Source organism: Dyella amyloliquefaciens, from assembly GCF_004296575.1.
Taxonomy (GTDB): Bacteria; Pseudomonadota; Gammaproteobacteria; order Xanthomonadales; family Rhodanobacteraceae; genus Dyella; species Dyella amyloliquefaciens.
The window spans coordinates 204,650-229,768 of the sequence record NZ_SAYT01000006.1 but is presented as its reverse complement, the minus strand read 5'-3'; the positions used below and the strand labels follow the sequence as shown (position 1 = coordinate 229,768).

Here is a 25,119-nt window from a genome sequence, read left to right as displayed (position 1 = left end):
AGCGATCATGACCGGGCCGTCGTCCGTGGTTTTGGAAACACATATCGAGAAGCTGCCGCTCAAGCAGCCGTTCCACATCACCGGCTACACCTTCACGGCGTGCGATGCGCTGGTGGTCACGCTGCGTGACGGCGAATTCATCGGCCGCGGCGAAGGCCTGGGCGTCTACTACCGGCATGACACGCCGACCTCGATGATCGAGCAGGTTGAAGCCCTGCGCGAGCTGATCGAAAGCGGCGTGACGCGCGAGCAGGTGCTGGACCTGCTGCCGCCCGGCGGCGCACGCAATGCGCTGGACTGCGCATTGTGGGATCTGGAGGCAAAGCGCCGGGGCGTTCCGGTGTGGCAGCTGGCCGGAGTTGCCGAACCACGGCCCCTGCTGACCACCTACACGCTGAGCGCCGACGCGCCTGAGCAGGTGGAAGCTGCCGCGCGCGAGTTCCATGGTGCGAGGGCGATAAAGCTCAAGCTCACCAACGATCCGCTCAACGCCGAGCGCGTGAAGGCAGCCCGCCGTGCCTGCCCCGATGCATGGCTGATGGTGGATGCCAACCAGGGCTTCACGCGCGAAACGCTGCGCGAGGTGGTGCCCACCTTCATCGAATCGGGCGTGTCGGTGATCGAACAGCCGTTCCCCATTGGCCAGGAAGACCTGTTCGACGGGTTCGAGTGTCCCATTCCCTTCGCCGCCGACGAGAGCGTGCAGGACCGCAACGACCTCGCCAGGCTTAAGGGCCGCGTACAGATCATCAATATCAAGCTCGACAAGTGCGGCGGACTCACGGCGGGTCTTGCGCTCGCGCAGGAAGCGAGGAAGCTCGGCTTTCAGCTGATGGTGGGCAACATGGGCGGTACGTCGTGGTCGATGGGCCCGGCCTTCGTGCTAGGTTCGCTGTGTTCGGTGGTCGACCTGGACGGCCCGATGTTCATACGGGCCGACCGCGACCCCGCCATCAGCTACCAGAACGGCCGCGTGTGGTGCCCGGATGAAGTCTGGGGTGGCCCGCGCAGCGCCGCGGCGTAACACTCACTGAAGTGAGATCAAGCATGTCCGAGGCAGTACCGAACGGTCGCGAGCGCCAGTTTCTTGGGCATCCCATCGGCCTGACCGTGCTGTTTCTCACCGAAATGTGGGAGATGTTTTCCTTCTTCGGCATGCGTGCGCTGCTGGTCTACTACATGACCAAGCGGCTGGATATCGGGCAGGAATACGCCTCGCTCATTTATGGCTTCTATGCGGCGCTGGTCTATTTCACCCCGATCTTCGGCGGACTCATCGCGGACCGCTGGCTCGGCAAGCGCCGAGCGGTATTGATCGGTGGCGCCACCATGGCGATGGGCCATTTCATGATGGCGTCCGAGCCGCTGTTCTATCCGGCGCTCGTGACCATCGCGCTGGGCAATGGCCTGTTCCTTCCCTGCCTGGCGAGCCAGATTGAAGGGCTTTACCGGGAAGGCGATGTACGCAGCAAGAGTGCGTACAACATCTACTACGTGGGCGTGAACCTCGGTGCCTTCCTCGCACCGCTGGTATGCGGTTTTTTGGGCGAAGCCTACGGTTGGCACTGGGGATTCGCCGCAGCTGGCGTCGGCATGCTCGTTTCGCTGGTGGTTTACGTGGCGGGTCTGCGGCATTTGCCGCCAGAGCCGGCGCGCGTGGCCCAGGTGAGGGGAACCCGCTCCCCGATGGACCGCACCGCGCGGCGACAGCTGTTTTTTCTCATGGGCGTGGCGGCCATCGTCGTGGTGTTCCGCGGCGCCTACGAACAGGTAGGCAACACCATCGCGCTGTGGGCGGACGTGGGCGTGGACCGACAGGTCACGGCGGGCTGGAGCATTCCGATGGCCTGGTTCCAGGCGCTCGATCCGCTCGTCGTTTTCGCCGCCACGCCCTTGCTCGTCGCGCGATGGTCGCGCCTCGCCAAGCGCGGCGTGGACACACCATCGCTCTACAAGATGGCCTTCGGCGCCGCCGTGGTCGGCGTGTCGTACCTGGCGCTCGCTGCCGTGGCTGGCTGGTCGCAGGCGCGTGGCGTGCACGCACACTGGGCATGGTTGGTCGGCTGGTTCGTGCTGATGACGCTGGGCGAGCTGTACATCCTTCCGGTCGGACTCGGCCTGTTCGGTCACACCGCACCGGAAGGCTGGCGTGCCACCTGTATCGCCCTGTGGTTCTTCGCCGGCTTCTTCGGGAACCTGCTCGCCGGCGCGCTGGGCACGTTGTGGAGCAGATGGCCGCATGGCGTGTTCTTCGTGGCCATGGGCGGCGTGGCCGGCTTTTCTGCGGCGCTGCTTTTCGTCGTGGGCCGGCGCGTCGGACGCGGGCAAATACGTGATAATCGAAGCGTCGCCGCCATGGTGTCGCCGTGAGCTGAACCGCATGTCCAAGGACTTCAAGCAAAAGCTCAAGGAAAACTGGGAGAACTTCACGGCCTCCGAGCGCAAGATTGCGACGTACCTGATGCACAACATCCGCGAGCTTCCCTTCGAAACGGCAACGTCGGTGGGCAAGCGCGTCGGTGTCAGCCCGATGACGGTCGGTCGCTTCATGCGTGCGCTGGGCTATGCCAGCCTGGGTGACCTCAAGGAAGAGATTCGCGGCGACAACACGTGGCGCCATTTCTACAAGCCGCAGGAACAGGTCAAGGACGCCGACGAGGTCGATGCGCACCTGCAGGCGGAAACGCGTGGCCTCGCGAGTGCACACGCACTGGCACGCACCAAGGCATGGAAGAACATCATCAAGCTGCTGGTCTCCGCCGACCAGGTATCCGTCGCCAGCTTCCAGCACAGCACCTTCCTCGGCCTCGGCCTGGCAAAACTGTTGCAACAGGTGCGTCCGCGCGTGGCCTTCAGTGACGGCTCCGATGCGGCGTACCCGGATCTGCTGCTCGACTCGACGAAGAACAGCTGTGTCGTGCTCATCGACATGCGCCGCTACTTCAAGCAGTTCCGCACCATCGCCGAACGCGTGGTCGAACGAAAGATTCCGCTGGTCCTGATCACCGACACCGATTGCTACTGGGCACCCGAAGTCACGCCACACGTGCTGATGGTCGAAGCCAGCGAGGTATGGCACAGCTTCAGCGCTGTCTCCAGCTTGTTCAGCCTCATCGTCGCGGACGTGAGCAAGGAAAGCGGCGATGTCATGGACCGCCTCAGCGAGATCAACGAACTGCGCCAGGACCTCGTGGGTTATCTCGGCGCCGGCCCCGGAAGGCCGCCCAAGTCGCGCTAACCGGATGCTGTAGCGACGAAGCCCGGCGGATCCTGGGGTTTCTCTGAGGCAGGTGCGCACCGTGCGGCATGCCAGCCACTGCTATCGCCTGATCGCCACTGGACGCCGGCGCGTTACCGGCGCCTACGTGTGGCTTGATGCGTCTCGTGGCGACCACAAGTGGTGGGGCGATCCTCTGTATCCGCCCCACCCTGGCCTCCCGACACCCGTCTCCGACGGATCGAAGCGGAACGCTGGCTTACTTCGCGACGCGTACGCGCAGGATGGTGGAATGGTCCGGCAGCGACACGTGGCGCTCGTCGCCGTTGAGTCGCTGGGTGCGCACCCACTGGTCACCCTGGAACGTGCCTTCCTCGATCGAGATCAGTTCGGCGTCGCGCAGCGGTCCCTGCATTTCGCGGAAGGTCACGTCGAAGCCCGTTCCCACGACCACGAAATCATCCGGCGCCAGCTCGATGATCATGCCGGCCGCACGGCCCTTGACCGGGTCGAACTGCGCGGTGAAGTCGACATTGGCCGCGAGCCGGTCGGTAAGGCGAACGGACTGCTTCCAGTCCTCGCCATTGGCGAGGCCCTGCAGCACCGGATGCAGCTTGCCGGTGTACTGCTTGCTGGCGATCAGCGGCAACAGGGGACGCAGGACGTTGTAGGTATCCTGAAAGCGCATGCCGATGGCCGCACCGATGTCGCCCTTGGTGACCACATCGTCGATGCCGAACGGGTTGAAGCCGATACCGTTGAAGTTGCCGAAGGTCGTGAAGGCAAACGCCGCGAAGTACGGATTGAAGTTCGCTTCCGGCACATACAGCGGGTTGTCCGGACGGGTGTACTGCGAAGCCACGTCATAGAACTTCGGGTAGTAGATGTCGGGCGCCAGCATGTCGATGACCGGTGCACCTGCCTTCCATACATCGAGCACGTTCACGGTGGCACCGCCGCTCGGCCAACGGCCCGGACGTTCCACACCCTCGATCAACCAGACGTTGACGTACATGGGCAACGCATATTCGCGCTTGCCGGCTTCGGCCACCGTGTTGACGTACTGCGAGATAGTCCAGGCACTGAAAGCCTCCGGCGCCTTTTCGCCGAACACCTGCGTCCAGTTGCCCGACTTCGGTGCATGGCTCAGCGTTGCCGCCATCGGCGCGGAGAGCTGCTGGCGATGGCCATCCAGGTAGGTCAGCAATGCGCCGGGTACGGCGGCGTCGAACTGCTTGTTGGCGGCATCGGAATAGTCGCGATCGGTGTTGACGATGCCAGGCTCGTTCTCCACCTGCATCATCAGCACGGTGCGCTGGGTCTCATCGATGCTCTTGATGTGCCGCATCAATGCCGCGAACGTACGCGCATCCGCCTCCATGGCCGCCGTGCTCAACGGCGAGATGGTGGTGGTGACCTCGCCTCGCGGCCCCTTGGCATGCGGGTAGATCGCCTGGTCTTCCTTCATCCAGTCGGGCACGTACTGGCTCTCGCCGTTCTTCCAGGTGCCGAACCACAGCAGCACCACGCGCAGGCCATGCTTGCGCGCGGCATTGACCGCCAGGTCGACGGAGCTGAAATCGTAGTGCCCCGGCGAGGGCTCAATGGCTTCCCAGTAGATCGGCACCTCGACCGTATTCGCCTGCCAGCTGGCCAATACGTCCATGGCCTTGTTGAGAACCTCGGGGTTGGACGTATCGGAGTTGTGAACCTGGCCGCCGAGGATCAGATAGGGCGCACCGTCGACCATGAGATGCGCCTGCGCACCGTTCTTCTCGAGGGTCGGGATGGATGAGGTGCCCGACTTGGCGACGCAGGCTGTAGTCAGTGCAAACAGCGCAAGCAGGGTCGACGCAATAGCCGTCGCCCTGGGCAGTCGCGAGGAAACGCTCGGTGAGCGCAGGTGGTTGATCATGGGAGCCTTTCCATATCCGGTACGAGTTGTGTGTTGTGAAGGCAGGGACTGTCGCAGCAAGGCCCGCTCGCACAGCCCGCGTGGAGTCGAAGACTCACGTGAGCGCGATTGCCCAGCCTTGCGATAGCGCCTTTCAAACGTGGTGGAGGTTTGACCAGGACAAGCCGCTTTCCACCATGCCGGCCGTCGGTATGGGCGCGCGGGCATGCGCCGGCACTCTTCACCGGCGGCCCAGGCCAAGCAGACGGCCATATCGATTCGCTTCATTCCCGCAGCGTCGACATGGATAGCTAGACGTGCACGCAAACAGCTTCGTGAAGTGGATGCATGGCGTGCGGCCTCTTCCCTCGGCCCATGCACTCTCCCGGCTGCGCCCGACCCTCCCCCGAGCGTGGACGCATCGGCCCTCACAAGCTGCGTGCCGGTTGCTCCTCTTGCCCCCGACTACTACTCCCATCCCCCATCGACGCTACCCAATTCGGCACACGGTGTATATGCAAATCCGGCAAAAACTCCTTGCGTCGCACGAGCTGGATCGCGCAACGGGACAACCAGGCAGCAAGTTCTTACCGAAGGCGCGCCTCGCAATGTTCCAGCCGGCAAGCGAGTAGACTCCGCGCCACGTTCCACCGGGCGGCGTCCATGAAATCCGATCGTACCTACTGGTTTGCCCCGAAGCGCTTCGGTTTCGGTTACAGCCCATCGAGCTGGCAGGGCTGGGCCTTGGTCGCCGCCTACGGCGTGCTGATGATCGCCATGCCGCGATTCCTGCACGACGACGCCAACGTACGCGCAGGCACGATGGTCGTACTGACCATTGTTTTTCTGGTCGTCGCCTTCTCGAAGACCAGGACTTCCAGGTCGTAGCCGTCACCTGGCGGCACATTCGGGCCCGGTACGCGCCCCGCCTCGCCGCCCCTCTTCTCCTTCACACCCAGCACCCGCACCTCGGCCTGCGCTAGCCCGGGCGGAGAGCCCTCGCCTGACGCAGCGGGCGACCCGCCCCGGGGACGCTGATCGCCGGCGAAGCCACGCTCCAGGCCGTTCACAGCCAAGCCGGCGCCCCGCCGGGTAAGGCCCCAGGGGCCATTTTCCCCCATGGTGCGGTACGGCTTGACACCGGTGTCAATTACGTTCCAACCTGATGACAGTTCCAATGCGGGGGCGCGCGGGACGTGTCAATGGACCATTCGGATCGACTGGCGGGGATACCAGCGTTGCCGTTTCTGGCAGCCGACATCGGCGGCACGCACGGCCGTGTCGCGCTAATGCGCGCCACGCAGTACGGGGTCGAAACGCTCGCCTACCAGGTGTTTGCGTGCGCCCAGTTCCCGGCGCTGTCGGACCTGCTGCAAGCCTTCATCGACGCCGACGTCCAAATCCCGGTGAAGCACTGTGTGCTCGCCTGCGCAGGCCAGGTGGTGGGCGACGAGGTGGTGAACGACAACCTGCCCTGGCCCATCCACCTGACACCGTTGCGCGATGCACTGGGCCTGGATGACGTCGCCGTGCTCAATGACTTCGAGGCTCTGGCCTACGCGCTCGACGGGCCGCTCGCCGGCGATGGTCGCCTCCTGTGCGGACCGGAGACGCCGTCCACCGGACCGACCCTGGTGATCGGCCCGGGGACCGGGCTTGGCGCGGCGGTACATATTCCCGGCCCGGACGGTGGCGTCGTGCTGACGACGGAATCCGGCCAGATGGATTACGCGCCGCATTCGGTGCGCGAGCGCGAAATACTTGCGTTCCTGGCGCCGAATGGCGGCTACGTGCCGTTTGAACACCTGGTCTCCGGACCTGGCCTGCTGACCATCTACGCGACCCTGTGCACGCTGCTGGGAGAAGCAGCCACGCTTACCACTCCGGAGGGCGTCACCTCGGCCGCGATGGCGCGCAGCGATGCGCAAGCCGTGGAAGCCGTGGAAATCTTCTGCGCCTCACTGGGGAGCTTTGCCGGCAACCTCGCGATGACCTTCATGTCGACGGGCGGCGTGTACCTGGCGGGCGGCTTCCTGTCCTCCTTGTTCGCATCGCTCAGGCGCAGCGCCTTCGAAGAGCGCTTCCTGCACGGTCGCAGCGCACGCACGCTGCTGACGCAAGTACCCGTCTGGGTCACGGAGCACGGGCATCACGGCGTGCATGGGGCCGCCCAGTGGTACCTCAGGCGCGGCGCGCTGGCCGCAGCAGCTTCGCAGCTCCCCATGACAGCGGGGGGCCGCACGTGAGCCGCATCGCGACATCGATCATCCTCTCCTGCCTGGCCGCTGCCTTGCTCGCGACCGTGGGGATGGCCGATGCCGCACCGGCCGTTCCGGCGTGGTCGCTGCTGCCACAGCCGGCCAAGCTCAGTCCTGCGGGATCAGGCGCCACAGACATCGGGGATGGCGCCGTGGTCGCGGTGCGCGCTGCGGATCGCCAGGTGGTGCAGTCCATTGCCGAACGTTTCGTACAGCGCGTGGCCGATACCAATGGGCTGCACCTGCGGGTGGCGACAGACGACACCGCGCATCCGGCAATCACCCTCGCGGTGGACCCCGCGGCCGATATCCAGGACGAGGCCGGCTACCGCATCACGGTGAATGACGCCGGCATTCGAGTCACGGCGCGCACGCCACGCGGCGCGTTCTACGGCAGCGTCACCCTGTGGCAACTGCTGACACCGCCGGGCTGGACGCATGGTGCGCCGGTGAGGGTGGCGCATGGCGTCATCGACGATCACCCGCGTTTCGCATGGCGCGCACTGCTGCTCGACTCCGGGCGGCACTTCCAGAGCGTGGCGGACATCAAGAAGCTGATCGACTGGATGTCGCTCAACAAGTTGAACGTGTTGCTGTGGCATCTGACCGAAGACCAGGGCTGGCGCATCGCCATCCCCAAGTATCCCGAGCTCACGAAGATCGGCGCGTGTCGCAAGGCCGTGGGCCTCGACAGCGAACTGACCGGCTCCGCCGACGAGCCCTATTGCGGGTTCTATACCGAAGCCGAGGCGCGCGAGATCGTGCGTTATGCCGCCGAGCGCTACGTGGACGTGGTTCCGGAGTTCGACATTCCCGGGCATTCGCAGGCGGCCGTCGCCACTTATCCATGGCTGGGCGTTACCGGCCAGCGTCCTTCCGTGTGGACCGACTGGGGCGTCAGTCCGTGGCTGCTCAAGCCCGATGAAAAGACCCTGCAGTTCGTCGACGACGTACTCGACGAGCTGATGAGGATCTTCCCGTCGCGCTACATCTCGATAGGCGGCGACGAAGCCGACAAGCAGCAGTGGAACGCATCGCCCGACGTGCGAGCGCAGATGCACAAGCTGGGCCTGGCGAACATGGACCAGTTGCAGGGCTGGTTCATCAACCAGGTCGCCGCGCATCTCCTCAAGCATGGCCGCACGCCGGTGGGCTGGGACGATGAACTGGCGGCCGGCGTGGCGCTGCCGACCTCACAGCTGGTGATGTCGTGGCACGGTGATCACGACGAACGCGTGGCGCTCACCGCCATCCAGCAAGGCCACGATGTGGTCATGACGCCGCAGGAGTCGCTGTACTTCGACCACGTGCAGTCCGATCTCCCCGACGAATGGGCGGGGCCGCCTCCCGCGGCCACGCTGCGCCAGGCGTATGACACGATGGTCATTCCCCACGGCGCCAACGCCAGCGAGGCGAAGCACGTCGTCGGCGTGCAGGGAGGCCTGTGGGCCGAGCAGATGCTCACCTTCGCACACGATCAGCATGCGGTGTTCCCGCGTATCGCCGCGCTGTCGGAGCTTGGCTGGTCGCCTGACGCTACGCGCAACTGGAACAATTTCCTCCAGCGCATGCCGGCCGAACTGGCGCGCTATCGCGCGCTGGGCATCGGCTACGCCGATACCGCTTTCGCGCCCGTGTTCCATGTGACTGCATCGGCTAACGGTGCGCACCGGGTCGAGCTGTCCAACCAGGTCAATTTCGGAACGATTCGTTACACGACGGACGGCTCCGATCCGAACCCTAAATCCACGGCGTACGCACGGCCACTCACGCTGACAGGCGATGTGACCTTGCGTGCTGGAACGTTCGCACCGGATGGCTTTGAACTTGCCGCTTCGCGCACGCAGCTGCTCGATGCCGCTACCTTGCTGGGCCGTGACGGCAACGCGCTTGCGACATGCTCCAACCAGCCGCCCTCACGCCTCGATGGCATCAAGCCAGTGCAGGGCCCAAGGCCGGTTTACTCCGTGGATATCGGCAATATGTGCTGGCTGTGGCCGAAGGCGCCGATGGCGGGCATCACGCATGTCGCGTTGAGCGTCGAGCGCATCACCTGGCGCTTTGGCGATGAAGCCAAGGACGCCGTGGTGCGCCACGCCGCCAGCACGGCCGGCGAGTTCGAGATTCACGCTGATTCCTGCACGGGACCGCTGCTTGCCAGCGTGCCGCTGGACAGCGCGATGGATGCAAGGGGACAGCTTCATCTGGATGCAAGGGTTGCCACGCCGGCGGGGGCCGGCGTTCGCGACCTGTGCATCTTCGCAACCGGTGATCCGCGCCATGGCCAGTGGGCTTTGGCGAGCATCGCGTTTTCGAAATAGCAGTACGCGGGGCAATCGCTCCGCGACGTAGTACCGGGAGAGCAGCCCTGGCTCACGAAGCCTGGGTTGGGGAGATCGAGACATTGCATCACGACGGCGTGCTAACGGGCACGGCCGGTCGGCAGGCGTTTTTGGATTACCAACGGAGCAGTTGAGGTTAGACAGGCAACACCAACGAGGTCAAAGCCCATGTCCACCGTACTTCGCAAGCATCCTTTGTCATTCGCCATCACCGTGTCGTTGTTCGCCGCCGTATCGGCCTCGGCCTCGGCGTCGACCTTTGCCGATATGCAACCGGACGGCCCCGCGCCGCAGACGAGCACGGCGCAAACCACGCCCGCGCAAGCCGCTCCGGCGCCGGCATCGCCTGATGCCAAGAAAACCGACGCCCAGAAGAACGCCGAAACGTTGGCGACCGTGAACGTCTCCGGCGTCCGTGCATCGCAGATGCGCGCGATCGACCTGAAACGCGATGCTCCCAACATCCAGGACAGCATCACGGCGGAAAACATCGGCGCCCTGCCCGACACCACCATCACCGACTCCCTGCAGCGCGTCACTGGCGTGCAGATCAATCGCGATGCCGGTGTAGGTACCTCGGTGGACGTGCGCGGCCTGCCCCAGGTAGGCACCATGTTGAACGGTGAAGTGTTCATCACGGCAGACCAGATCGACTCGCAGCAGCCGGATTTCACCATGCTGCCCTCCACGCTGTTCCACGGCGTGGACGTGCTCAAGTCGCCCACCGCCAGCACGACCGACGGCGGCATCAGCGGCGCCATCGACCTGCATACCTACCGCCCCTGGGATCTTCCCAGCGGATTCACCTACAGCTACTCCGCCAACGGTGAGCGCGGCAGCACCACCGATCACTGGGGACCCGAGGCAAACGGCCTCATTTCCTACAACGACAATGGTCATTGGGGCTTGCTGATATCCGCCGACTATTCCGACACCCGGCGCATGAACGCCACCGAGGGTCTCGACCAGTACGGTGTCGTGCTCAATGGCGAGAACGCGGCCAGCGCCGGCGGTTACAACGGCTTCCTGACGCCGTGGAACGGCGCCCCCATTCCGTCGAAGATCGTGCAGAACGCCGACGGCAGCGTGGACGTCAATGGCGATGGCAAGTCCAACGGCGTCTTCATGGGCAGCCAGGACATCGGCCTCAACGACATCATCACCCAGCGCAAGCGCAAGTCCGCGAACGCCTCGTTCCAGATGGATCTAGGCAGCGGCTTCACGGCAACCAGCGACTTCTTCTACTCGCAGCAGCACGAGTACAACAGCAATTTCGGCCTGCAGTTCAACTCCACCAACTGGCAGGGCGCCACCTACGTGCCGCTGCAGTCGCGCAACACCGGCAGCCCTGCCCTCGGCTCCTACGGAACGCCCGAGCCGGGCTGGGAAGGTTCGCAGATCTACACCACCCAGGTGTACGAGAAGTGGCCGGGCGACGTGGAGTCGTACTCGTCGATGATCCAGAAGGACTCGATCGCGAAGAACTTCAATCTCCAGCTGGACTACGACAACGGCGGCCCGTTCACGGCCAGCGTGCGCGGCATCCATGACACGGCTTCCCAGTCGTACCAGGAAACCGACGTCAACATCTCCGATTCCGATGGCGCCTTGTGGCCCAACGTGCTGATGGACGGCGTCGATCCGAACTCGGTGCCACCGGGCACCATGGTCTATCCGGCACAGCTGGGCGGCAATCGCGTATTCAACGCGAACGGCATTCCCCAGAACACGGTGCCGATCGTCGCCAACTTCAATGGCCGCTACATCACCGTCAGCCTGCCTTCCTCGCTGGCGGCGAATTTCGCCAATCCCAGCGACTGGACGATGAAAACGCTGGAGTCCTCCGGCGACTACGACCGCAAGGTGGCGTTGAACGCCCTGCGCTTCGATGGCAAATACGATTTCCAGGACGGGTTCAAGCTCGAGTTCGGCCTGCGCAACAGCATCCGCAGCGCGGACAACAACGGCTGGACACTGGAAACACCGGTCTATGGGGGCATGGGCGCAACCGATCCCAACGGCTGTCTGGTGCGCTATGTCGGTGCCGACGTGGTCCTCGACAGCGGCGCCTGCACTGCGGGCAACGATGTGGGCTACTTCCGCGCCGGTCCGCTGTCGGCCGTCTCGATGCCCAACACCGCGGCGCCGCTGGCGAACAACTTCAAGCAGTACTCCAACCTGCTCGGCTCGGGCATCAATTTCTGGGCGATTGATCCATCCGCCCTGAAAGATCCCGTGTCGTACTGGAAGTCGCTCTATCCCGATACCGTCCAGGTGGCGGAGCCGGGCACGACCTGGGCCGTGCGACTGAAGGAGCTGACGGGTTACCTGCAGGCCGATCTCAACGGCACCCTATGGGACATGCCGTACAGCGGCAACCTTGGCGTGCGCCTGATCCATACCAACCTGGACGTCACCCAGCACCTGACGGGCGACCCGGGTTCGTACGGCGACGAACCGGTCGACGCCGGTACCTCCCTCACCAAGCGCACGTACCAGGATGTGCTGCCGTCGCTCAACTTCTCGCTGGATATCACCGACAGCCTGAAGTTCCGACTGGCCTATTCGAAGAACATGATGCCGCTGGACCTCAGCACCTGGGCCGGCGGCCTGCAGCTGAACTACTCGTTGGCGGAAACGCCGCAGGGACCGATCTTCCGCGTCTCCAACGGTACGTCGACCGGCAATCCGGACCTCAACCCGTGGCGTTCCACCAACTACGGTGCATCGCTGGAGTACTACATCAACCCCACCAGCATGCTCAGCCTGGCGCTGTTCCGCATCAACGTGGACAGCTTCATCAAGAACGGCAGCGTGACCAACTGTACGCTGCCGGACGAGGATGGCGTGGTTCGCGATCACTGCATCGTGATCACGCAGCCCGTGCAGGGCACCGGCAACAGCATCCATGGTGCGGAATTCGACTACCGCCAGGGCTTCACGTTCCTGCCCAGCTTCCTGTCCAAGACGGGCATGGAAATCAATGCCACGTATGCGCCGAGCAACTCGGGCGAGAAGGATCTGTCCGGCAGGGAGATTCCCTTCCAGGACAACTCCACCACGTCCGGCAACTTCATCCTCTGGTATCAGGACGATCACTTCCAGGCCCGCGTCGCGTACAACTACCGCTCGCGTCGCGCCGTGATGGACAGCGTGGGCGGCATCACCGGCATGGAGATGTACGAAGCGCCGCAGAAGTACCTCGATGCGTCGATCTCGTACAAGTTCAGCAAGTACGCCGAAGTGTTCCTGGACGGCACCAACCTCACCAACGAGTACCAGAAGTACTACCTGGTGTGGCCCGACCAGCCGGGGCACTCGACGTTCTCTGAGCGCATGGTCATGCTCGGCGTGCGTGGCCAGTGGTAGCAGTAGCGACCTCCTTCGTCGGGCCCGGTCCGGTGACTGCCGTATTTCTGCAATCGCGGAAATACGGCCACCTCGGCGCAGGCTGAGCCAAGCGCTGCACGAACGTACTTTGGAGCCGTGTCATCGACACCCCGTTCGCACCACCTCACGACAAGGCCAGCATGCAGGACTCCAGCACGCCCCAGCCCGTTCGCGACAACGCCTTCCACCGGTCCATCGGCCTGTTCTCGGGCACCGCGATCAACATGACGCAGATGTGCGGCATCGGTCCGTTCATCACCATCCCCATCATGGTCGCGGCCATGGGTGGCCCGCAGGCGGTGATCGGCTGGATCGCCGGCGCCATCCTTGCGATGGCCGACGGCCTGGTCTGGGCGGAGCTGGGCGCGGCCATGCCGGGCTCCGGTGGCACCTATGTGTACCTGCGTGAAGCCTTCCAGTACCGCACCGGCAAGCTGATGCCATTCCTGTTCATCTGGACCATGCTGCTGGCGATTCCCCTGCTGATGTCCACTGGCATCATCGGCATGGTGGAGTACCTGGGGTTCTTCTTTCCCAACCTGGGCTGGTGGTCGGTGCATCTCATCAGTCTGGCGGCAACCGCTTTGGTCACATGGATGCTGTATCGGCGCATCGAATCGGTACGCGCGATCACCATCGCGCTGTGGATCATCATGCTGATCTCCGTCATCGGCGTCGCGGCGGCGGGCTTTTCGCGTTTCAACCCGGCTTTCGCCTTCAGCTATCCGGCGGACGCTTTTGGCAGCCACTTCTTCATGGGGCTGGGCGCGGGGTTGATCATCGGCATCTACGACTATCTCGGCTACAACACCACTGCGTATATCGGTGATGAATTGCGCAACCCCGGCCGGACGATGCCCGGCTCCATCATCGTTTCGGTGATCGCGATGATGGTCGTCTATCTCCTGCTCAACATCAGCGTGCTGGGTGTCGCGCCGTGGCAGGAAATCGCCCGGTCCAAGTCAGTGGCATCACTGGTCGTGGAACACAGCTGGGGGCATACGGCCGCCGCCATCATGACCATCCTCATCATCGTGACGGCATTCGCTTCGGTGTTCACCGGGCTGCTGGGCGGTTCCCGCGTGCCCTTCCAGGCGGCACAGGACAAGGTATTCCTGTCGACGTTCGGGCGACTCCATGCCAGATACGGCTTCCCGCATGTGGCGTTGCTCACGATGGGCGTGGTGACGGCGATCGGCACGTTCTTCGACCTCACCGAAGTCATCAACATGCTGCTGGCCGCGACGATCATCGTGCAGTCCATTGCGCAGATCGCAGCGCTGGTCGTGCTGCGCAAGCGCCAGCCGAACCTTGATCGACCCTACAAGCAATGGCTTTACCCCGTGCCGTGCATCGTTGCACTGCTGGGCTGGGTCTATGTTTACGTCTCCGCCTCCACGCTGTCGCTGATCCTGTCCGGTATCTGGATCGTCGCGGGGCTCCTGGTGTTTTCGATCTGGGCCAGGCTCAACCGATCCTGGCCGTTCGCACCGGTGGAAGTGCACGAAACCTATCTTGCGAAGCAGTGACGCCATGCAAACTCGAGCCAAGCACGCATTCCGGATGATGGCCGCCGTGGTCCTGTCGGCCATGCCGCCCGTATACGCGCAGACGACCTACGCCCCGACCTCGATACCAACCGATGCCGGCACCGTCACCGCCATCGCACACTGGCAGATGCAGGACAGCGCAAAGGCGCAGCAAGGCGGTGCCGAGATCTCATCGTCCGGCTTTGCCACCAAGGAATGGTTCCCGGTAAGTGGTCGCGCGACCGTCATGGCCGGCCTGCTGGAAAACGGCGCGTTCAAGAGCGACGTGTTCTACAGCGACAACCTGCGCGCCGTGCAGGTGCCGGAAGCGAGCGGCAACCTGTTCGTGACGCCCTGGTGGTACCGCAGCGAATTCACCCTGCCCAAGGTTCAGTCCGGACGGCGAACGCTGTTGCGTACCAATGGCCTGGTCGCGAGCGCCGACGTGTGGGTCAATGGGCATCAGGTCGCCGACCATGCCGACCTCGCGGGAGCCTATCCCGTGCACGAGTTCGACGTGACCCGCTGGGTACACGCGGGTGCCAACGTGCTCGCCATGCGGGTGCATCCTGGCGATCCGCGCATGAGCTTGTCGATCGGCTGGGTGGACTGGAACCCCACGCCGCCGGACAACAACATGGGTCCATGGCGCGGCGTGGACGTCATGGAGACCGGGCCGGTGGAGCTAAGCTTTCCCCACGCGCAGTCGACGCTTACGCCCGATCTCTCCCGCGCCACGCTGGCGGTGAAGGTGACCGCAAGGAACCTCGACACCGTGGCGCATGACGCGACGATCGCGGGCACGGCAGCCGGTGTCCCGCTGCAACAGACCATCCACCTCGCGCCGGGGCAGACGCAAGTCGTTTCATTCTCAACCCAGAACACGCCGGGCCTGGCCCTCGATCACCCGAAGATCTGGTGGCCTATCGGCATGGGCGATCACCCGCTGTACGACCTCGAGATGACGGCGGCAGTGGATGGCGCAACGTCCGACCACGCCGCCGCGACGTTCGGCATCCGCAGCGTCAGTTCGACCCTCACCAAACAGGGTTATCGCCAGTTCTTCATCAACGGGAAGCCGGTGCTGATCCGCGGCGGAGGTTGGGCGCCGGACATGTTCCTGCGCGACGATCCCGCCCGCATGGAGGCCGAGTTCAGCTATGTCGCCAACCTCGGCCTCAACACCATCCGCAGCGAGGGCAAGCTGGAAAACCAGCGCTTCTACGATCTTGCCGACCGCAACGGCATCATGATCCTGGCGGGCTGGGAATGCTGCGACAAATGGGAGTCGGCCGCCATGACCGGCGGCGAGCCCTGGAACGACGCGGACAGGAAGGTGGCGGAAGACTCCATGGCCAGCGAAGCGCGCCTGCTGCGCAATCACCCCTCCGTGATCGGCTTCTTCATCGGCAGCGACAACGCACCTCCTCCGCCCATCGCGAAGATGTATGTCGACACGCTGCTCGCTGCGGACTGGTCGTTGCCGATCATTTCCGCAGCCGTCGATCAGGCGACCGCCGACGCCGGCCCTTCCGGCATGAAGATGGCCGGACCGTACGACTGGATACCGCCCTCCTACTGGTACGCAGACAAGCTGGGCGGCGCGTTTGGCTTCGACTCCGAAGTCAGCGCGGGCGCCGACATTCCGCGACTCGAAGACCTGAAGCGCATGCTGTCGCCGCAGGAGCAGGAAGCGTTGTGGAAGTACCCGGAGGCGAGGCAATACCACGCCTCCGCCGACTGGTCGACCTTCGCCGTGCTGACGCCCTTCGATAACGCGCTGGCTCGGCGCTATGGCACGCCCAGGGATCTTGCCGACTACGTCGCCAAGGCGCAGCTTGACAACTACGACAACGTGCGAGCGCAGTTCGAGGCGTTCAATGCGCGGATGGATGCCGCCAAGCCTGCGACCGGCGTCATCTACTGGATGCTCAACAACGCATGGCCTTCGCTGCACTGGCATCTGTACGACTACTTCATGAATCCCGCCGGCGCCTATTTCGGCGCCAAGAAGGCCAACGAACTGGTACATATCCAGTACGCGTACGACACAAAAGGCGTCGTGCTGGTCAACCACTCGCTTGACGATGTCCATGGATTGCAGGCCACTCTTCGCGTGCGCAACCTGGACGGCAGCGTGCATTACGAGAAGCACCTGCAGGGCATCGACCTGACCGGGAACCACACGAAGCAGATCGCGACGTTGCCAACCGTCGCCGACCTGTCCCCCGCCTACTTCATCGAACTCGACCTCGCCGCCGCCGACGGCAAGCCGGTGAGCCGCAACGTCTACTGGCTTTCCACGCGCCAGGACGTACTCGACTGGGCGAAGTCGACCTGGTATCTCACCCCGCTGACGCAGTATGCCGACCTGACCGCGCTGCAATCCCTGCCGGCAGCAACGAATGAGGTCCACGCGACGACACGCCATGAAGGGAAAGAGGACGTCACCACGGTGACGCTTTCCGTGCCAGCGTCGTCCAGAACCGTGGCGTTGTTCCAGCATGTATCGATCCGCCATGGTGCACATGGCGACCTTGCGCTGCCGATTTTGTGGAATGACAATGACGTGACGCTCTGGCCCGGGGAATCCATCACCCTGACTGCGCGATACGCATCGCAAGAATCCGTGCCTGTCGTCGAAGTGAGTGGATGGAACGTTCCACCCCAAAGCTATCCAGCGACCACCGCGCAGGGGACCGATCATTGAAGACGCAGAGGCTTCCATGTCACGCGTGACCATCAACGATGTCGCCCGTGCCTCGGACACCTCGAAGAAGACCGTATCGCGCGTTCTGAACAATGAGCCGAACGTGCGCGATGAAGTGCGGGACCGCGTGCTCGCAGCCGTCGCCAAGCTCAACTACCGCCCACTCACCTCGGCGCGCAGCCTGGCGACGAATCGTTCCTTCTCGATCGGGCTGCTCTACGACAACTTGTCGCCCAGCTACATCATGGAAGTCCAGGCGGGCGTGCTGGAGGCCTGCGAGGCCAAGCAATACAGCATGATGGTGCAACCGTTGGTCTCGACGGCGCCGGACTTCGTGGAGCGCGTCGAAGGCATTCTGTCGCGACACCAGCCCGATGGGTTGATCCTCACGCCGCCCATCACCGACCATCCCAGGCTGCTCGAGCACCTGCGCAAGAACGACCTCCCGTTTGCCTCGATCGCACCGCGCCAGCCCAAGGGCTGCATCGGTGCGACGCTGCGCGAGCGCGAAGCCGCTGCGGCGATGGTGGATCACCTCGCGTCATTGGGACATCGCCGGATCGCCCACATCATTGGCGACCCCAAGCACGGTGCGGGCATCTGGCGCCTTGCCGGTTACCGCGATGGCCTGAAGCGTGCGGGGTTGAAGGAAGACCCCGCCTACATGGTGCAGGGCCAGTTCTCCTTTGAATCGGGCGTGGCTGCAGCACGCCGACTGCTCGCACTGAAGCAACGACCGACTGCGATTTTTGCGGCGGACGACGACATGGCCGTCGGCGCGATCTGGGCAGCTGCGGAGGCCGGCGCGTCGGTACCCGGCGAGATCTCCATCTGCGGGTTCGACGACACCACCATTGCGACCCAGGTGTGGCCGCCGTTGACCACCGTGCATCAGCCCGTGCGCGAAATGGGACGGCGCGCCACCGAGGAGTTGCTGCTGCGCGTGCTGGGCAAGGGAGAAGCACGCATGGTCGAAGTCGGCTATGAAATGCGCATGCGTGCATCGACCGCGCCCGCGCCCTGATCAGGCATCATCTTGCAGTCCACGTCATCGATCGACAGGAGCCACTTCATGCCAGCTACGCCAGACGCCAGCAACCCGCCTCGGAAGTTCCACTTCATCTCCGGGCTGCCGCGCGCCGGCACCACCCTGCTGGCTGCCATCCTCAACCAGAATCCGCGCTTCCGCGCGGGCATGACCAGCCCGCTCGCCGACATCATGGGCGTGGTGATCGCCGAAGCCAGCAGCAAGAACGATTTCTCGTTCGATGTTTCCGACGAGCAACGCATCGCCGTGTTGCGCGGCTTGGTCGAGAACTTCTACTCGGTGCAGACGGACGCCGGCGTGGTATTCGACACCAGCCGGCTGTGGTGCAGCCGGATGCAGTTGCTCGACACGCTGTTCCCGGGGGTGAAGGTGATCGCCTGCGTGCGCCAGCTGGCCTGGGTGCTGGACAGCATGGAACGACTGGTGCGCAGGTCACCAGTCAGCGTCAGCAAGGTGTTTCGCTTCGACACCAACACCACGGTGTATTCGCGCGTTGAAGCGATGACCGATCCACGTGGCATGGTGGGGTTCGCCTACCAGGCCACCAAGGAGGCCTTCTACGGCCCGCACGCAAAGGACCACCTGCTGATGCTGACCTACGAAAGCCTGGTCAGCGACCCGGCCACGGCCATGCGCGCGGTCTACCAGTTCCTCGGCGAGCCCTGGTTCGAGCACGACTTCAATCACATCGAATACAACGCGGACGAGTTCGATGCACGCGTCGGCATGCCCGGCCTGCACTCCGTGCGACCCAAGGTGGAAGCGGTCGAACGCCAGCCGATCCTGCCGCGCGAGGTTTTCGGGCGCTTCGCGAACGAAGCGTTCTGGATGGACCCCAAGAACAACATCCATCAGGTGCCCATCGTCTAGGCGTCTGTCCCTGGCGCAACGATCAAGGGCCGCACCAGCGGCCCTTGTCGTATCTGCATCAGGCCAGCGCCGCCAGCCCGCTCAGGGGGATGACGGTGCCCGTCGCGCCATAACGGCGAGGTAGCCTGCCCAAAAGCCCAGGCCCATGCCGGTCAGGCAAGCCGTATCCGTCTGCATGCTGCCTGCGCTTTCCTGCGGGCGGATCCAGATCATCGAAAAGCCGACGAGCACGAACAGGCTCAGGATGGCGATGGAACGATGTGCCGCCCACCGGCTTTCGCTGCGGCTCGGCGCGAAACGCTCGCCCGGGCCCAACCAGTGGCGCCATCGGTCGCCCCACTCGCGCGGCGTAACCGCAAAACCAACCATCGTGCGCGGCGACTGCGAAAGCACGAAGAAAATGGCCCCTGCTGCAAAAAAGCCGTTGGTCATCCGCAGATTCAACCCGAACAGGTATGCCACGACATTTTCAACGGCCAGGCCCAGCGCGATCGCGACAAACGGCAAGATGTTCATCTGCACTCTCCCTATGCGTCCCACCGACTCCTGATGGGTTCCCTGCCCTGCATCCCTCAGCGCATTTCGGGGGTGTCCTTGCAGATACTGCAATGCATACCCCGTCGCGACTGATAGATCCTTGCCGATACAAAGATGGTCGCTGAGATCGCTCCCCATAGGACGCCCTGCACCAAGGCGTACTCGAGGCCATGCCCCTTGAGCCATTGCACCAGGCTGATGATGGCAGCTGCGCCCAACATCACCACAAAGAAACGCTTTACCCAGAAAGCCGTTCCCATCGCGCCCTCCCTCGCGTTCGCCAGTCTGTCCGGAAACGGGCTTAGCCTAGCACCGGATCGGAAGCCCGTCCGATACCGGCACGCCAAGGACAACCGATCAACAAAATGGGACCACCGCTGCAGCCAGTGCAGCGATGGCCCCATGGAGACCCTTCGTTCACAGCGCGCGGGCTATCCAATAATCGGTAGCCTCGTCGCTCCGCGACGTGCAGGTTTCAGTGTTGCGCACCCGCGCTGATCGTCGCCTCGTTGATGGCACGCACCTGCGCTTCATCCACCTTTTCGACCTTGCGGTCGTAGGTAAACAGGCCGTTGTGCTCACCCTCGACATCGGTGATCTGGGTGTAGACGCTGCCGGACATCCCCTTGGCCACACCCTTGTCGCGCAGCACGGCGGTATTGGCGACGTAGCCGGCGTTCAGTGCATCGCGATCCTTGACGGCACCGTACGGATTGATCGGCGTATTCGGCCAGACATGACCGGGAACGCCCAGGGTCAGTCCACCGTGCTCGCCGTCGATGGCGGCGCGCTCTGCATCCGGGCTGGGCAGGCCGGGGCCCTGGTAGTCATGCACGTCGTAGACATCGCCTGCATGCGGGTCACCCTTGGTGTCGCAGCAGTTGGCACCGCTGCGCGCATCGACCAGTCGCGAAGGATCGAGTTGCTTGATCTGCGCGGCCAGTTCGGCGGCGGCCGGAATACTCCACTGGCCCCAGCCCTCGTTGAACGGGATCCAGCCGATGATCGAGGTTTCGCCCTTCAGCTGATCGACGATGGCCGAGACGTCGGCGCGGAAACCCGCCTTGTCGGCATCACTGAGCTGGTCATTGCGGCCATTCGGCAACGCCGGCATGTCCTGCCACACCATCAGGCCGATGTGGTCGGCCCAATAGAACCAGCGCGCCGGCTCCACCTTGATGTGCTTGCGGATGGTGTTGAAGCCCAGGTCCTTGGTTTTCTGGATGTCGAACTTGAGTGCGGCGTCCGTGGGGGCGGTGTAGATGCCGTCCGGCCAGTAACCCTGATCCAGCGTGGCCAGCAGGAAGGTCGGCTTGCCATTCAGCACGATGCGGTTGCGGCCATCCACCTTCTCGATGGCAACGGTGCGCAGGCCTGCGTAGCTCGTCACTTCGTCATGCTGGTCACCTTGCGCAAGCACGGCCTTGAAGGTGTACAGGAAGGGATCCTGCGGGCTCCACAGGCGCGGATGTGCAATGGCCAGGTGCATCGGCTGATCGGCCGGTCCACTCGCCTCGCCCACCGCCTTGCCGTCGGCATACGCCGTGACATGCAGCGTGGCGTTGTCGTGGCTGCCATCCAGCTTGGCGGTGACGGTGAAGGCGTCGAGGCTGCGGGCCGGCGTAAACGTCAGTTGCGCCAGGCTGGTGGCCGGCACTGGCTCCAGCCACACCGACTGCCAGATACCCGAGGCCGCGGTGTAGAAGATGCCTTCGGGCTTCAGTCGCTGCTTGCCCACCATCACGTTGGCGCCATCCACCGGCGCATGCACGGCGACGACGATCTCCTGCTGGCCGCTCGCGTGAAGCACCTTCGTGATATCTGCGCTGAAAGACGTATAGCCGCCCACATGGCTCGCTACCTGGGTGCCGTTGACGTACACCGTGGCGTCCTGGGCCACGGCGCCAAAGTTCAGTCGCACGTGCTGGCCATGCGCCGTGAAGGCGGCCGGCACGTCCACCAGGCGGCGATAGAACATGAAATCCGCATGCTTCTGCACGCCCGAGAGCACCGACTCGATCGGGAATGGCACCAGCACCTGGTCCTTCAGCGTCAGGCCGAACGGTGGCGCGCCCTTTCCATCAGCCGGCGCGTACTGCCACAACCCGTTCAAGCTCATCCATTGCGGATGCTCTAGCGAAGGACGCGCCAACTGTGGGCGCGGATACTCGGGCAAGGCGTTGCCAGGCGAGACCTCAGCCGTCCACGGCGTCGCCAAGGGCGCCACCTTGCCGTTCCATACCGTCGCCTTATCCGGCGCCGCCATGGCCATCGAAACAAAGCCCATGGCCACGGCCATGCCCACCCAGGCGCGCGCGCGCCGACCCTTGAAGTTGCAGTTCATCCACCCTTCCCTCATCGGAATCGTTGGGGCAGTGCCCGGCACCGCCGTCCCGGTAGGGTGTACGATTGTCGGACAAATGTCCAAGCCCGAAGGCTACGCTCAAGGGTGGGAACTGGGACTTGGATCACCAAAGACGCTGCGAGGCACGCAGCAGGCGCATCGTTTCCGATGCGCCTTTAGCCCATCGACGCTGACTCAGCCGCCTTGGCTCTTGCGGGTCTCAGTGACTAGCGCGGCAATATCCGCCTCAACCAATGCATTGAGGTCTTGATACGCCGCATCGGTAACATGCTTGTCGCCCTGGCCTTCGCCATGAAGTGCGTAGCCATCGTCGTCTGCGACAAAGGTAAAGCGAAAGCGGACGGCCTTGTTGGCGGGTGCCGATACGATGAGGACCGACTTGCCGTCGTCACAGCTGTACACCAGCCATGGCGTCTTTCCGTACTGCTTCGCGACGGGACCCACGGTGCACTTCATCTTTGGCGCCGCCGTGGATGACTGGGCAGCGATGGGACATAGCGATGCGGTCAAGCCCAGAAGAAGCGAACAACCCCACGACATTGCTTTCATGCGTGCCCCTGTTTGGCTGTTACTGAAAGTGGATATCCAACGCGCCTCGCTATCGCCGAAGCGCCAGCATCACGCCGATGCATTCATCCTGGCCAAGACCCGGCTCGGATGAATCCGGGTACCTCGGGACCAGACCAGCCGTATCGTATGAGCACGTTGGCTGGCCCCATCTCTTGCCGGGCGATCGCTCAGCGCTTGAGTTCGTTCTTGTCGACTGCCCCACCCTTCATCACGAACCCCACGTGTTCCAGCTGTGAGACGTCCTTGAGGGGGTCGCCACTGACGGCAATGAGATCGGCGAAGTAGCCCGGCGCGACGGCGCCCACCTTGCCCTTCATGTCGAGCAGGTCGGCGGCGTTCACCGTGGCAGCCTGGATCGACTGCATCGGTGTCATGCCCCACTTGGTCATGACGGCGAACTGCTTGGCGTTCCAGCCGTGCGGATAGACGCCGGCATCGGTACCGAACGTCATCTTTTCACCGGCCTTCACGGCGCGCTGGAAGTTTTCGCGCTGCAGGCGGCCCACCAGCTTTTCCTTTTCGACGGTACTCGCCGGGAAACCCTTCTTGGCGTATTCGCTCAGGATGTAGTCGTCGTTGTAGACGTCGAAGTCGAGGTAGGTGCCCTTCTGCTTGGCGAGCTTGAGGCCTTCTTCGTCGATCATGCTGCTGTGCTCGACGGAGTCGACGCCGGCGCGGATGGCCATCTTGATGGCTTCCGTGCCATGCGCGTGTGCGGCCACCTTCTTGCCCCAGCGATGCGCCTCATCGACCAGCACATTCATTTCTTCCTGCGAGTACTGCGGCGCGCCTACCGATCCCTCGGCGCTGAGCACGCCTGCGCTGGCCATGAACTTGATGACGTCGACGCCATTCTTCACGTTCTCGCGGATGCGATGGCGAATGGCATCGACGCCATCGGCCACGCCATCGATACCGTGGAACTCGATCCACGGCGAGAATCCCGTCGTCCCATCGGCGTGACCGCCGGTGGCGCCGAGCGGCGGGCCGGACACCAGCATGCGCGGACCGGGAATATCGCCACGATTGATCGCGTTGCGCAGGGCAATGTCGACGTAATCATCCGCGCCGAGGTTGCGCACGGTGGTGAAACCGGCGTCCAGCGTACGCTTGGCGTAGATCGGAGCGACGATCGCAGAGTCGATCGCACTGCGCTTGAGGATGGCCTCGTAGTAGTCGCCCTTCACTTCGTTCGGGTCGCCGGTGAGGTGCACGTGGCAATCGATCAGGCCGGGCAGCAAGGTCGCGTTGCCCAGGTCGATGACATTGGCGCCAGCCGGCACCTGGCCGTCGTAGCGCACCTCGGTGACCTTGTCGCCCTCGATCACCACCACCGGGTTGTCGCGCACGGTGCCTGCCTGCGTATCGACCAGATGAGCGGCGCGGACGACTACCTTCGCCGGTGTAGCGGGCGCATCATCGGCAAGGGTAGCCGTGGCCACGAGAGTCAGCGAGATGGCGGCAAACAAGGGCAATAGACGCATGGACGAACTACTCCGTGGGAAAGGGCTGATATGTTGCGGGCAGACGGCCCGAACAGTGCGCCCTCCGGCCACGGTCATGCGATCTCCCCTCCGCCAACCTTACCGTGAATGGGCTGGTGCGCGACACACGTCGTCAGTCACGAAACAGCCGCAGGTGTCCGTTTGCTGCAGCGCACTGCAACGGACCATGGCATCCGATGGAAGCGGCAATCTCCGGGGACGATAATCATCATCCGTGCCATCAATGCTGCTCGCTCGCCGCATGGGGCCTGAAGACTGCAGAAGCCTTGCGACGGCGATTCCGGAACAAACTACTGCGGGCCGGAAGCGGCTTCAAGCGAATCGACCAGCCACCATTCGTCCCGACACTGACTGCCGAGGTGTTCCATGGAGATCAGACAGCCCGTTCCTCCCTTCACCGAAGAAACCGCCACGCAGAAAGTCCGCATGGCCGAGGATGCGTGGAACACCCGTGATCCCGAACGCGTTTCCCTGGTCTATACCGTGGACACACACTGGCGTAACCGGTCGGAGTTTCTCGACGGTCGCGATGCCGTGAAGGCTTTTCTTCGTCGCAAATGGAACCGCGAACTCGACTATCGCCTGATCAAGGAACTGTGGGCCTTCGGCGGCAATCGCATCGCGGTGCGCTTTGCCTATGAGTGTCACGACGACTCAGGACAGTGGTACCGCAGCTATGGCAACGAGAACTGGGAGTTCAACGAGGCCGGCCTGATGGTCCATCGTTACGCCAGCATCAATGACCTGCCCATCGCCGAGTCGGAGCGCAAATACCATTGGCCCTTGGGGCGGCGACCCGACGATCACCCCGGACTGAGTGAACTCGGGTTCTGAGGTGCACTGCGCTACGCCACTTTTGCCGTGCTGCGACCCGGTTGAATGGA

Annotated in this window: 19 protein-coding genes; 13 read left to right on the top strand and 6 right to left on the bottom strand. The window is 63.7% G+C overall.

The features are described from left to right. Nucleotides 1-7: 7 nt before the first annotated feature. The 3 genes from EPB08_RS15840 to EPB08_RS15830 are packed head-to-tail and all read left to right on the top strand — an operon-like array spanning nucleotide 8 to nucleotide 3,238. Nucleotides 8-1,024, top strand: a complete 1,017-nt coding sequence (locus EPB08_RS15840) for a dipeptide epimerase (protein ID WP_130620082.1) — start codon at nucleotides 8-10, stop codon at nucleotides 1,022-1,024. 23 nt (nucleotides 1,025-1,047) lie between these two features. After that, nucleotides 1,048-2,370, top strand: coding sequence for a peptide MFS transporter (locus EPB08_RS15835; RefSeq protein WP_130620081.1), 1,323 nt, complete (start codon nucleotides 1,048-1,050; stop codon nucleotides 2,368-2,370). 10 nt (nucleotides 2,371-2,380) lie between these two features. After that, nucleotides 2,381-3,238 carry a MurR/RpiR family transcriptional regulator gene (locus EPB08_RS15830; RefSeq protein WP_165418519.1) on the top strand — a complete coding sequence of 286 codons (858 nt, stop codon included), beginning with the start codon at nucleotides 2,381-2,383 and terminating at the stop codon, nucleotides 3,236-3,238. A 238-nt stretch (nucleotides 3,239-3,476) separates the two neighbouring features. Here the strand turns inward: EPB08_RS15830 and EPB08_RS15825 are convergent, their stop codons facing one another. After that, a complete protein-coding gene (locus tag EPB08_RS15825; RefSeq protein WP_165418518.1) occupies nucleotides 3,477-5,132 on the bottom strand; it encodes a GH35 family beta-galactosidase in 1,656 nt (551 codons plus the stop codon). A gap of 642 nt (nucleotides 5,133-5,774) precedes the next feature. Here EPB08_RS15825 and EPB08_RS15820 point away from each other — a divergent pair. The 8 genes from EPB08_RS15820 to EPB08_RS15785 all read left to right on the top strand — a co-directional run bounded on the left by EPB08_RS15820 (nucleotide 5,775) and on the right by EPB08_RS15785 (nucleotide 19,258). Continuing rightward, a complete protein-coding gene (locus EPB08_RS15820) occupies nucleotides 5,775-5,999 on the top strand; it encodes a hypothetical protein (RefSeq protein WP_130620078.1) in 225 nt (74 codons plus the stop codon). 314 nt (nucleotides 6,000-6,313) lie between these two features. Then, entirely contained in the window at nucleotides 6,314-7,357 is a 1,044-nt protein-coding gene (locus EPB08_RS15815; protein WP_130620077.1) for a glucokinase, read from the top strand. Further along, complete coding sequence (locus EPB08_RS15810; protein WP_130620076.1) at nucleotides 7,354-9,690, top strand: beta-N-acetylhexosaminidase; 2,337 nt, start codon at nucleotides 7,354-7,356, stop codon at nucleotides 9,688-9,690. Before EPB08_RS15815 ends, EPB08_RS15810 begins: the two co-directional genes overlap by 4 nt. A gap of 189 nt (nucleotides 9,691-9,879) precedes the next feature. After that, nucleotides 9,880-13,080, top strand: a complete 3,201-nt coding sequence (locus tag EPB08_RS15805; protein ID WP_130620075.1) for a TonB-dependent receptor — start codon at nucleotides 9,880-9,882, stop codon at nucleotides 13,078-13,080. Between the two features lie 161 nt (nucleotides 13,081-13,241). Next, entirely contained in the window at nucleotides 13,242-14,630 is a 1,389-nt protein-coding gene (locus EPB08_RS15800) for an APC family permease (protein ID WP_130620074.1), read from the top strand. A 4-nt stretch (nucleotides 14,631-14,634) separates the two neighbouring features. Beyond that, a complete protein-coding gene (locus EPB08_RS15795) occupies nucleotides 14,635-17,340 on the top strand; it encodes a glycosyl hydrolase 2 galactose-binding domain-containing protein (protein ID WP_229238371.1) in 2,706 nt (901 codons plus the stop codon). A 16-nt stretch (nucleotides 17,341-17,356) separates the two neighbouring features. Beyond that, the gene (locus tag EPB08_RS15790) at nucleotides 17,357-18,364 is read left to right on the top strand and encodes a LacI family DNA-binding transcriptional regulator (protein ID WP_130620073.1); all 1,008 of its coding nucleotides are present in this window, start codon (nucleotides 17,357-17,359) and stop codon (nucleotides 18,362-18,364) included. A gap of 48 nt (nucleotides 18,365-18,412) precedes the next feature. Continuing rightward, nucleotides 18,413-19,258: a sulfotransferase family protein gene (locus EPB08_RS15785; protein WP_130620072.1), complete on the top strand. Its 846-nt coding sequence runs from the start codon at nucleotides 18,413-18,415 to the stop codon at nucleotides 19,256-19,258. An 81-nt stretch (nucleotides 19,259-19,339) separates the two neighbouring features. Here the strand turns inward: EPB08_RS15785 and EPB08_RS15780 are convergent, their stop codons facing one another. From EPB08_RS15780 to EPB08_RS15765, 4 genes are all read right to left on the bottom strand, one after another. Next, entirely contained in the window at nucleotides 19,340-19,774 is a 435-nt protein-coding gene (locus EPB08_RS15780; protein WP_130620071.1) for a hypothetical protein, read from the bottom strand. 56 nt (nucleotides 19,775-19,830) lie between these two features. Continuing rightward, on the bottom strand, nucleotides 19,831-20,055 hold the full coding sequence (locus EPB08_RS15775; protein WP_130620070.1) for a hypothetical protein: 225 nt from the start codon (nucleotides 20,053-20,055) through the stop codon (nucleotides 19,831-19,833). A 215-nt stretch (nucleotides 20,056-20,270) separates the two neighbouring features. Continuing rightward, a complete protein-coding gene (locus tag EPB08_RS15770; protein WP_130620069.1) occupies nucleotides 20,271-22,139 on the bottom strand; it encodes a glycoside hydrolase family 2 protein in 1,869 nt (622 codons plus the stop codon). A 195-nt stretch (nucleotides 22,140-22,334) separates the two neighbouring features. After that, nucleotides 22,335-22,604, bottom strand: a complete 270-nt coding sequence (locus EPB08_RS15765) for a hypothetical protein (RefSeq protein ID WP_130620068.1) — start codon at nucleotides 22,602-22,604, stop codon at nucleotides 22,335-22,337. Nucleotide 22,605: 1 nt separating this feature from the next. On the opposite strand from EPB08_RS15765, the gene EPB08_RS15760 reads away from it, so the two are divergent. After that, nucleotides 22,606-22,821, top strand: a complete 216-nt coding sequence (locus EPB08_RS15760) for a hypothetical protein (protein ID WP_130620067.1) — start codon at nucleotides 22,606-22,608, stop codon at nucleotides 22,819-22,821. A 76-nt stretch (nucleotides 22,822-22,897) separates the two neighbouring features. Here EPB08_RS15760 and EPB08_RS15755 read toward each other — a convergent pair whose 3' ends face one another. Beyond that, nucleotides 22,898-24,214, bottom strand: coding sequence for a Xaa-Pro dipeptidase (locus EPB08_RS15755; RefSeq protein ID WP_130620066.1), 1,317 nt, complete (start codon nucleotides 24,212-24,214; stop codon nucleotides 22,898-22,900). 387 nt (nucleotides 24,215-24,601) lie between these two features. Between EPB08_RS15755 and EPB08_RS15750 the strand changes: the two genes are divergently transcribed. Further along, nucleotides 24,602-25,069, top strand: a complete 468-nt coding sequence (locus EPB08_RS15750) for a nuclear transport factor 2 family protein (protein WP_130620065.1) — start codon at nucleotides 24,602-24,604, stop codon at nucleotides 25,067-25,069. The last annotated feature ends 50 nt before the right edge of the window (nucleotides 25,070-25,119 follow it).

Bases quoted from the DNA above. Each gene is read 5' to 3' on its own strand.
- EPB08_RS15840 (WP_130620082.1), top strand. From the start codon at position 8: ATGACCGGGCCGTCGTCCGTGGTTTTGGAAACACATATCGAGAAGCTG.
- EPB08_RS15835 (WP_130620081.1), top strand. From the start codon at position 1,048: ATGTCCGAGGCAGTACCGAACGGTCGCGAGCGCCAGTTTCTTGGGCAT.
- EPB08_RS15830 (WP_165418519.1), top strand. From the start codon at position 2,381: ATGTCCAAGGACTTCAAGCAAAAGCTCAAGGAAAACTGGGAGAACTTC.
- EPB08_RS15825 (WP_165418518.1), bottom strand. From the start codon at position 5,132: ATGATCAACCACCTGCGCTCACCGAGCGTTTCCTCGCGACTGCCCAGG.
- EPB08_RS15820 (WP_130620078.1), top strand. From the start codon at position 5,775: ATGAAATCCGATCGTACCTACTGGTTTGCCCCGAAGCGCTTCGGTTTC.
- EPB08_RS15815 (WP_130620077.1), top strand. From the start codon at position 6,314: ATGGACCATTCGGATCGACTGGCGGGGATACCAGCGTTGCCGTTTCTG.
- EPB08_RS15805 (WP_130620075.1), top strand. From the start codon at position 9,880: ATGTCCACCGTACTTCGCAAGCATCCTTTGTCATTCGCCATCACCGTG.
- EPB08_RS15800 (WP_130620074.1), top strand. From the start codon at position 13,242: ATGCAGGACTCCAGCACGCCCCAGCCCGTTCGCGACAACGCCTTCCAC.
- EPB08_RS15795 (WP_229238371.1), top strand. From the start codon at position 14,635: ATGCAAACTCGAGCCAAGCACGCATTCCGGATGATGGCCGCCGTGGTC.
- EPB08_RS15790 (WP_130620073.1), top strand. From the start codon at position 17,357: ATGTCACGCGTGACCATCAACGATGTCGCCCGTGCCTCGGACACCTCG.
- EPB08_RS15785 (WP_130620072.1), top strand. From the start codon at position 18,413: ATGCCAGCTACGCCAGACGCCAGCAACCCGCCTCGGAAGTTCCACTTC.
- EPB08_RS15780 (WP_130620071.1), bottom strand. From the start codon at position 19,774: ATGAACATCTTGCCGTTTGTCGCGATCGCGCTGGGCCTGGCCGTTGAA.
- EPB08_RS15775 (WP_130620070.1), bottom strand. From the start codon at position 20,055: ATGGGAACGGCTTTCTGGGTAAAGCGTTTCTTTGTGGTGATGTTGGGC.
- EPB08_RS15770 (WP_130620069.1), bottom strand. From the start codon at position 22,139: ATGAACTGCAACTTCAAGGGTCGGCGCGCGCGCGCCTGGGTGGGCATG.
- EPB08_RS15755 (WP_130620066.1), bottom strand. From the start codon at position 24,214: ATGCGTCTATTGCCCTTGTTTGCCGCCATCTCGCTGACTCTCGTGGCC.
- EPB08_RS15750 (WP_130620065.1), top strand. From the start codon at position 24,602: ATGGAGATCAGACAGCCCGTTCCTCCCTTCACCGAAGAAACCGCCACG.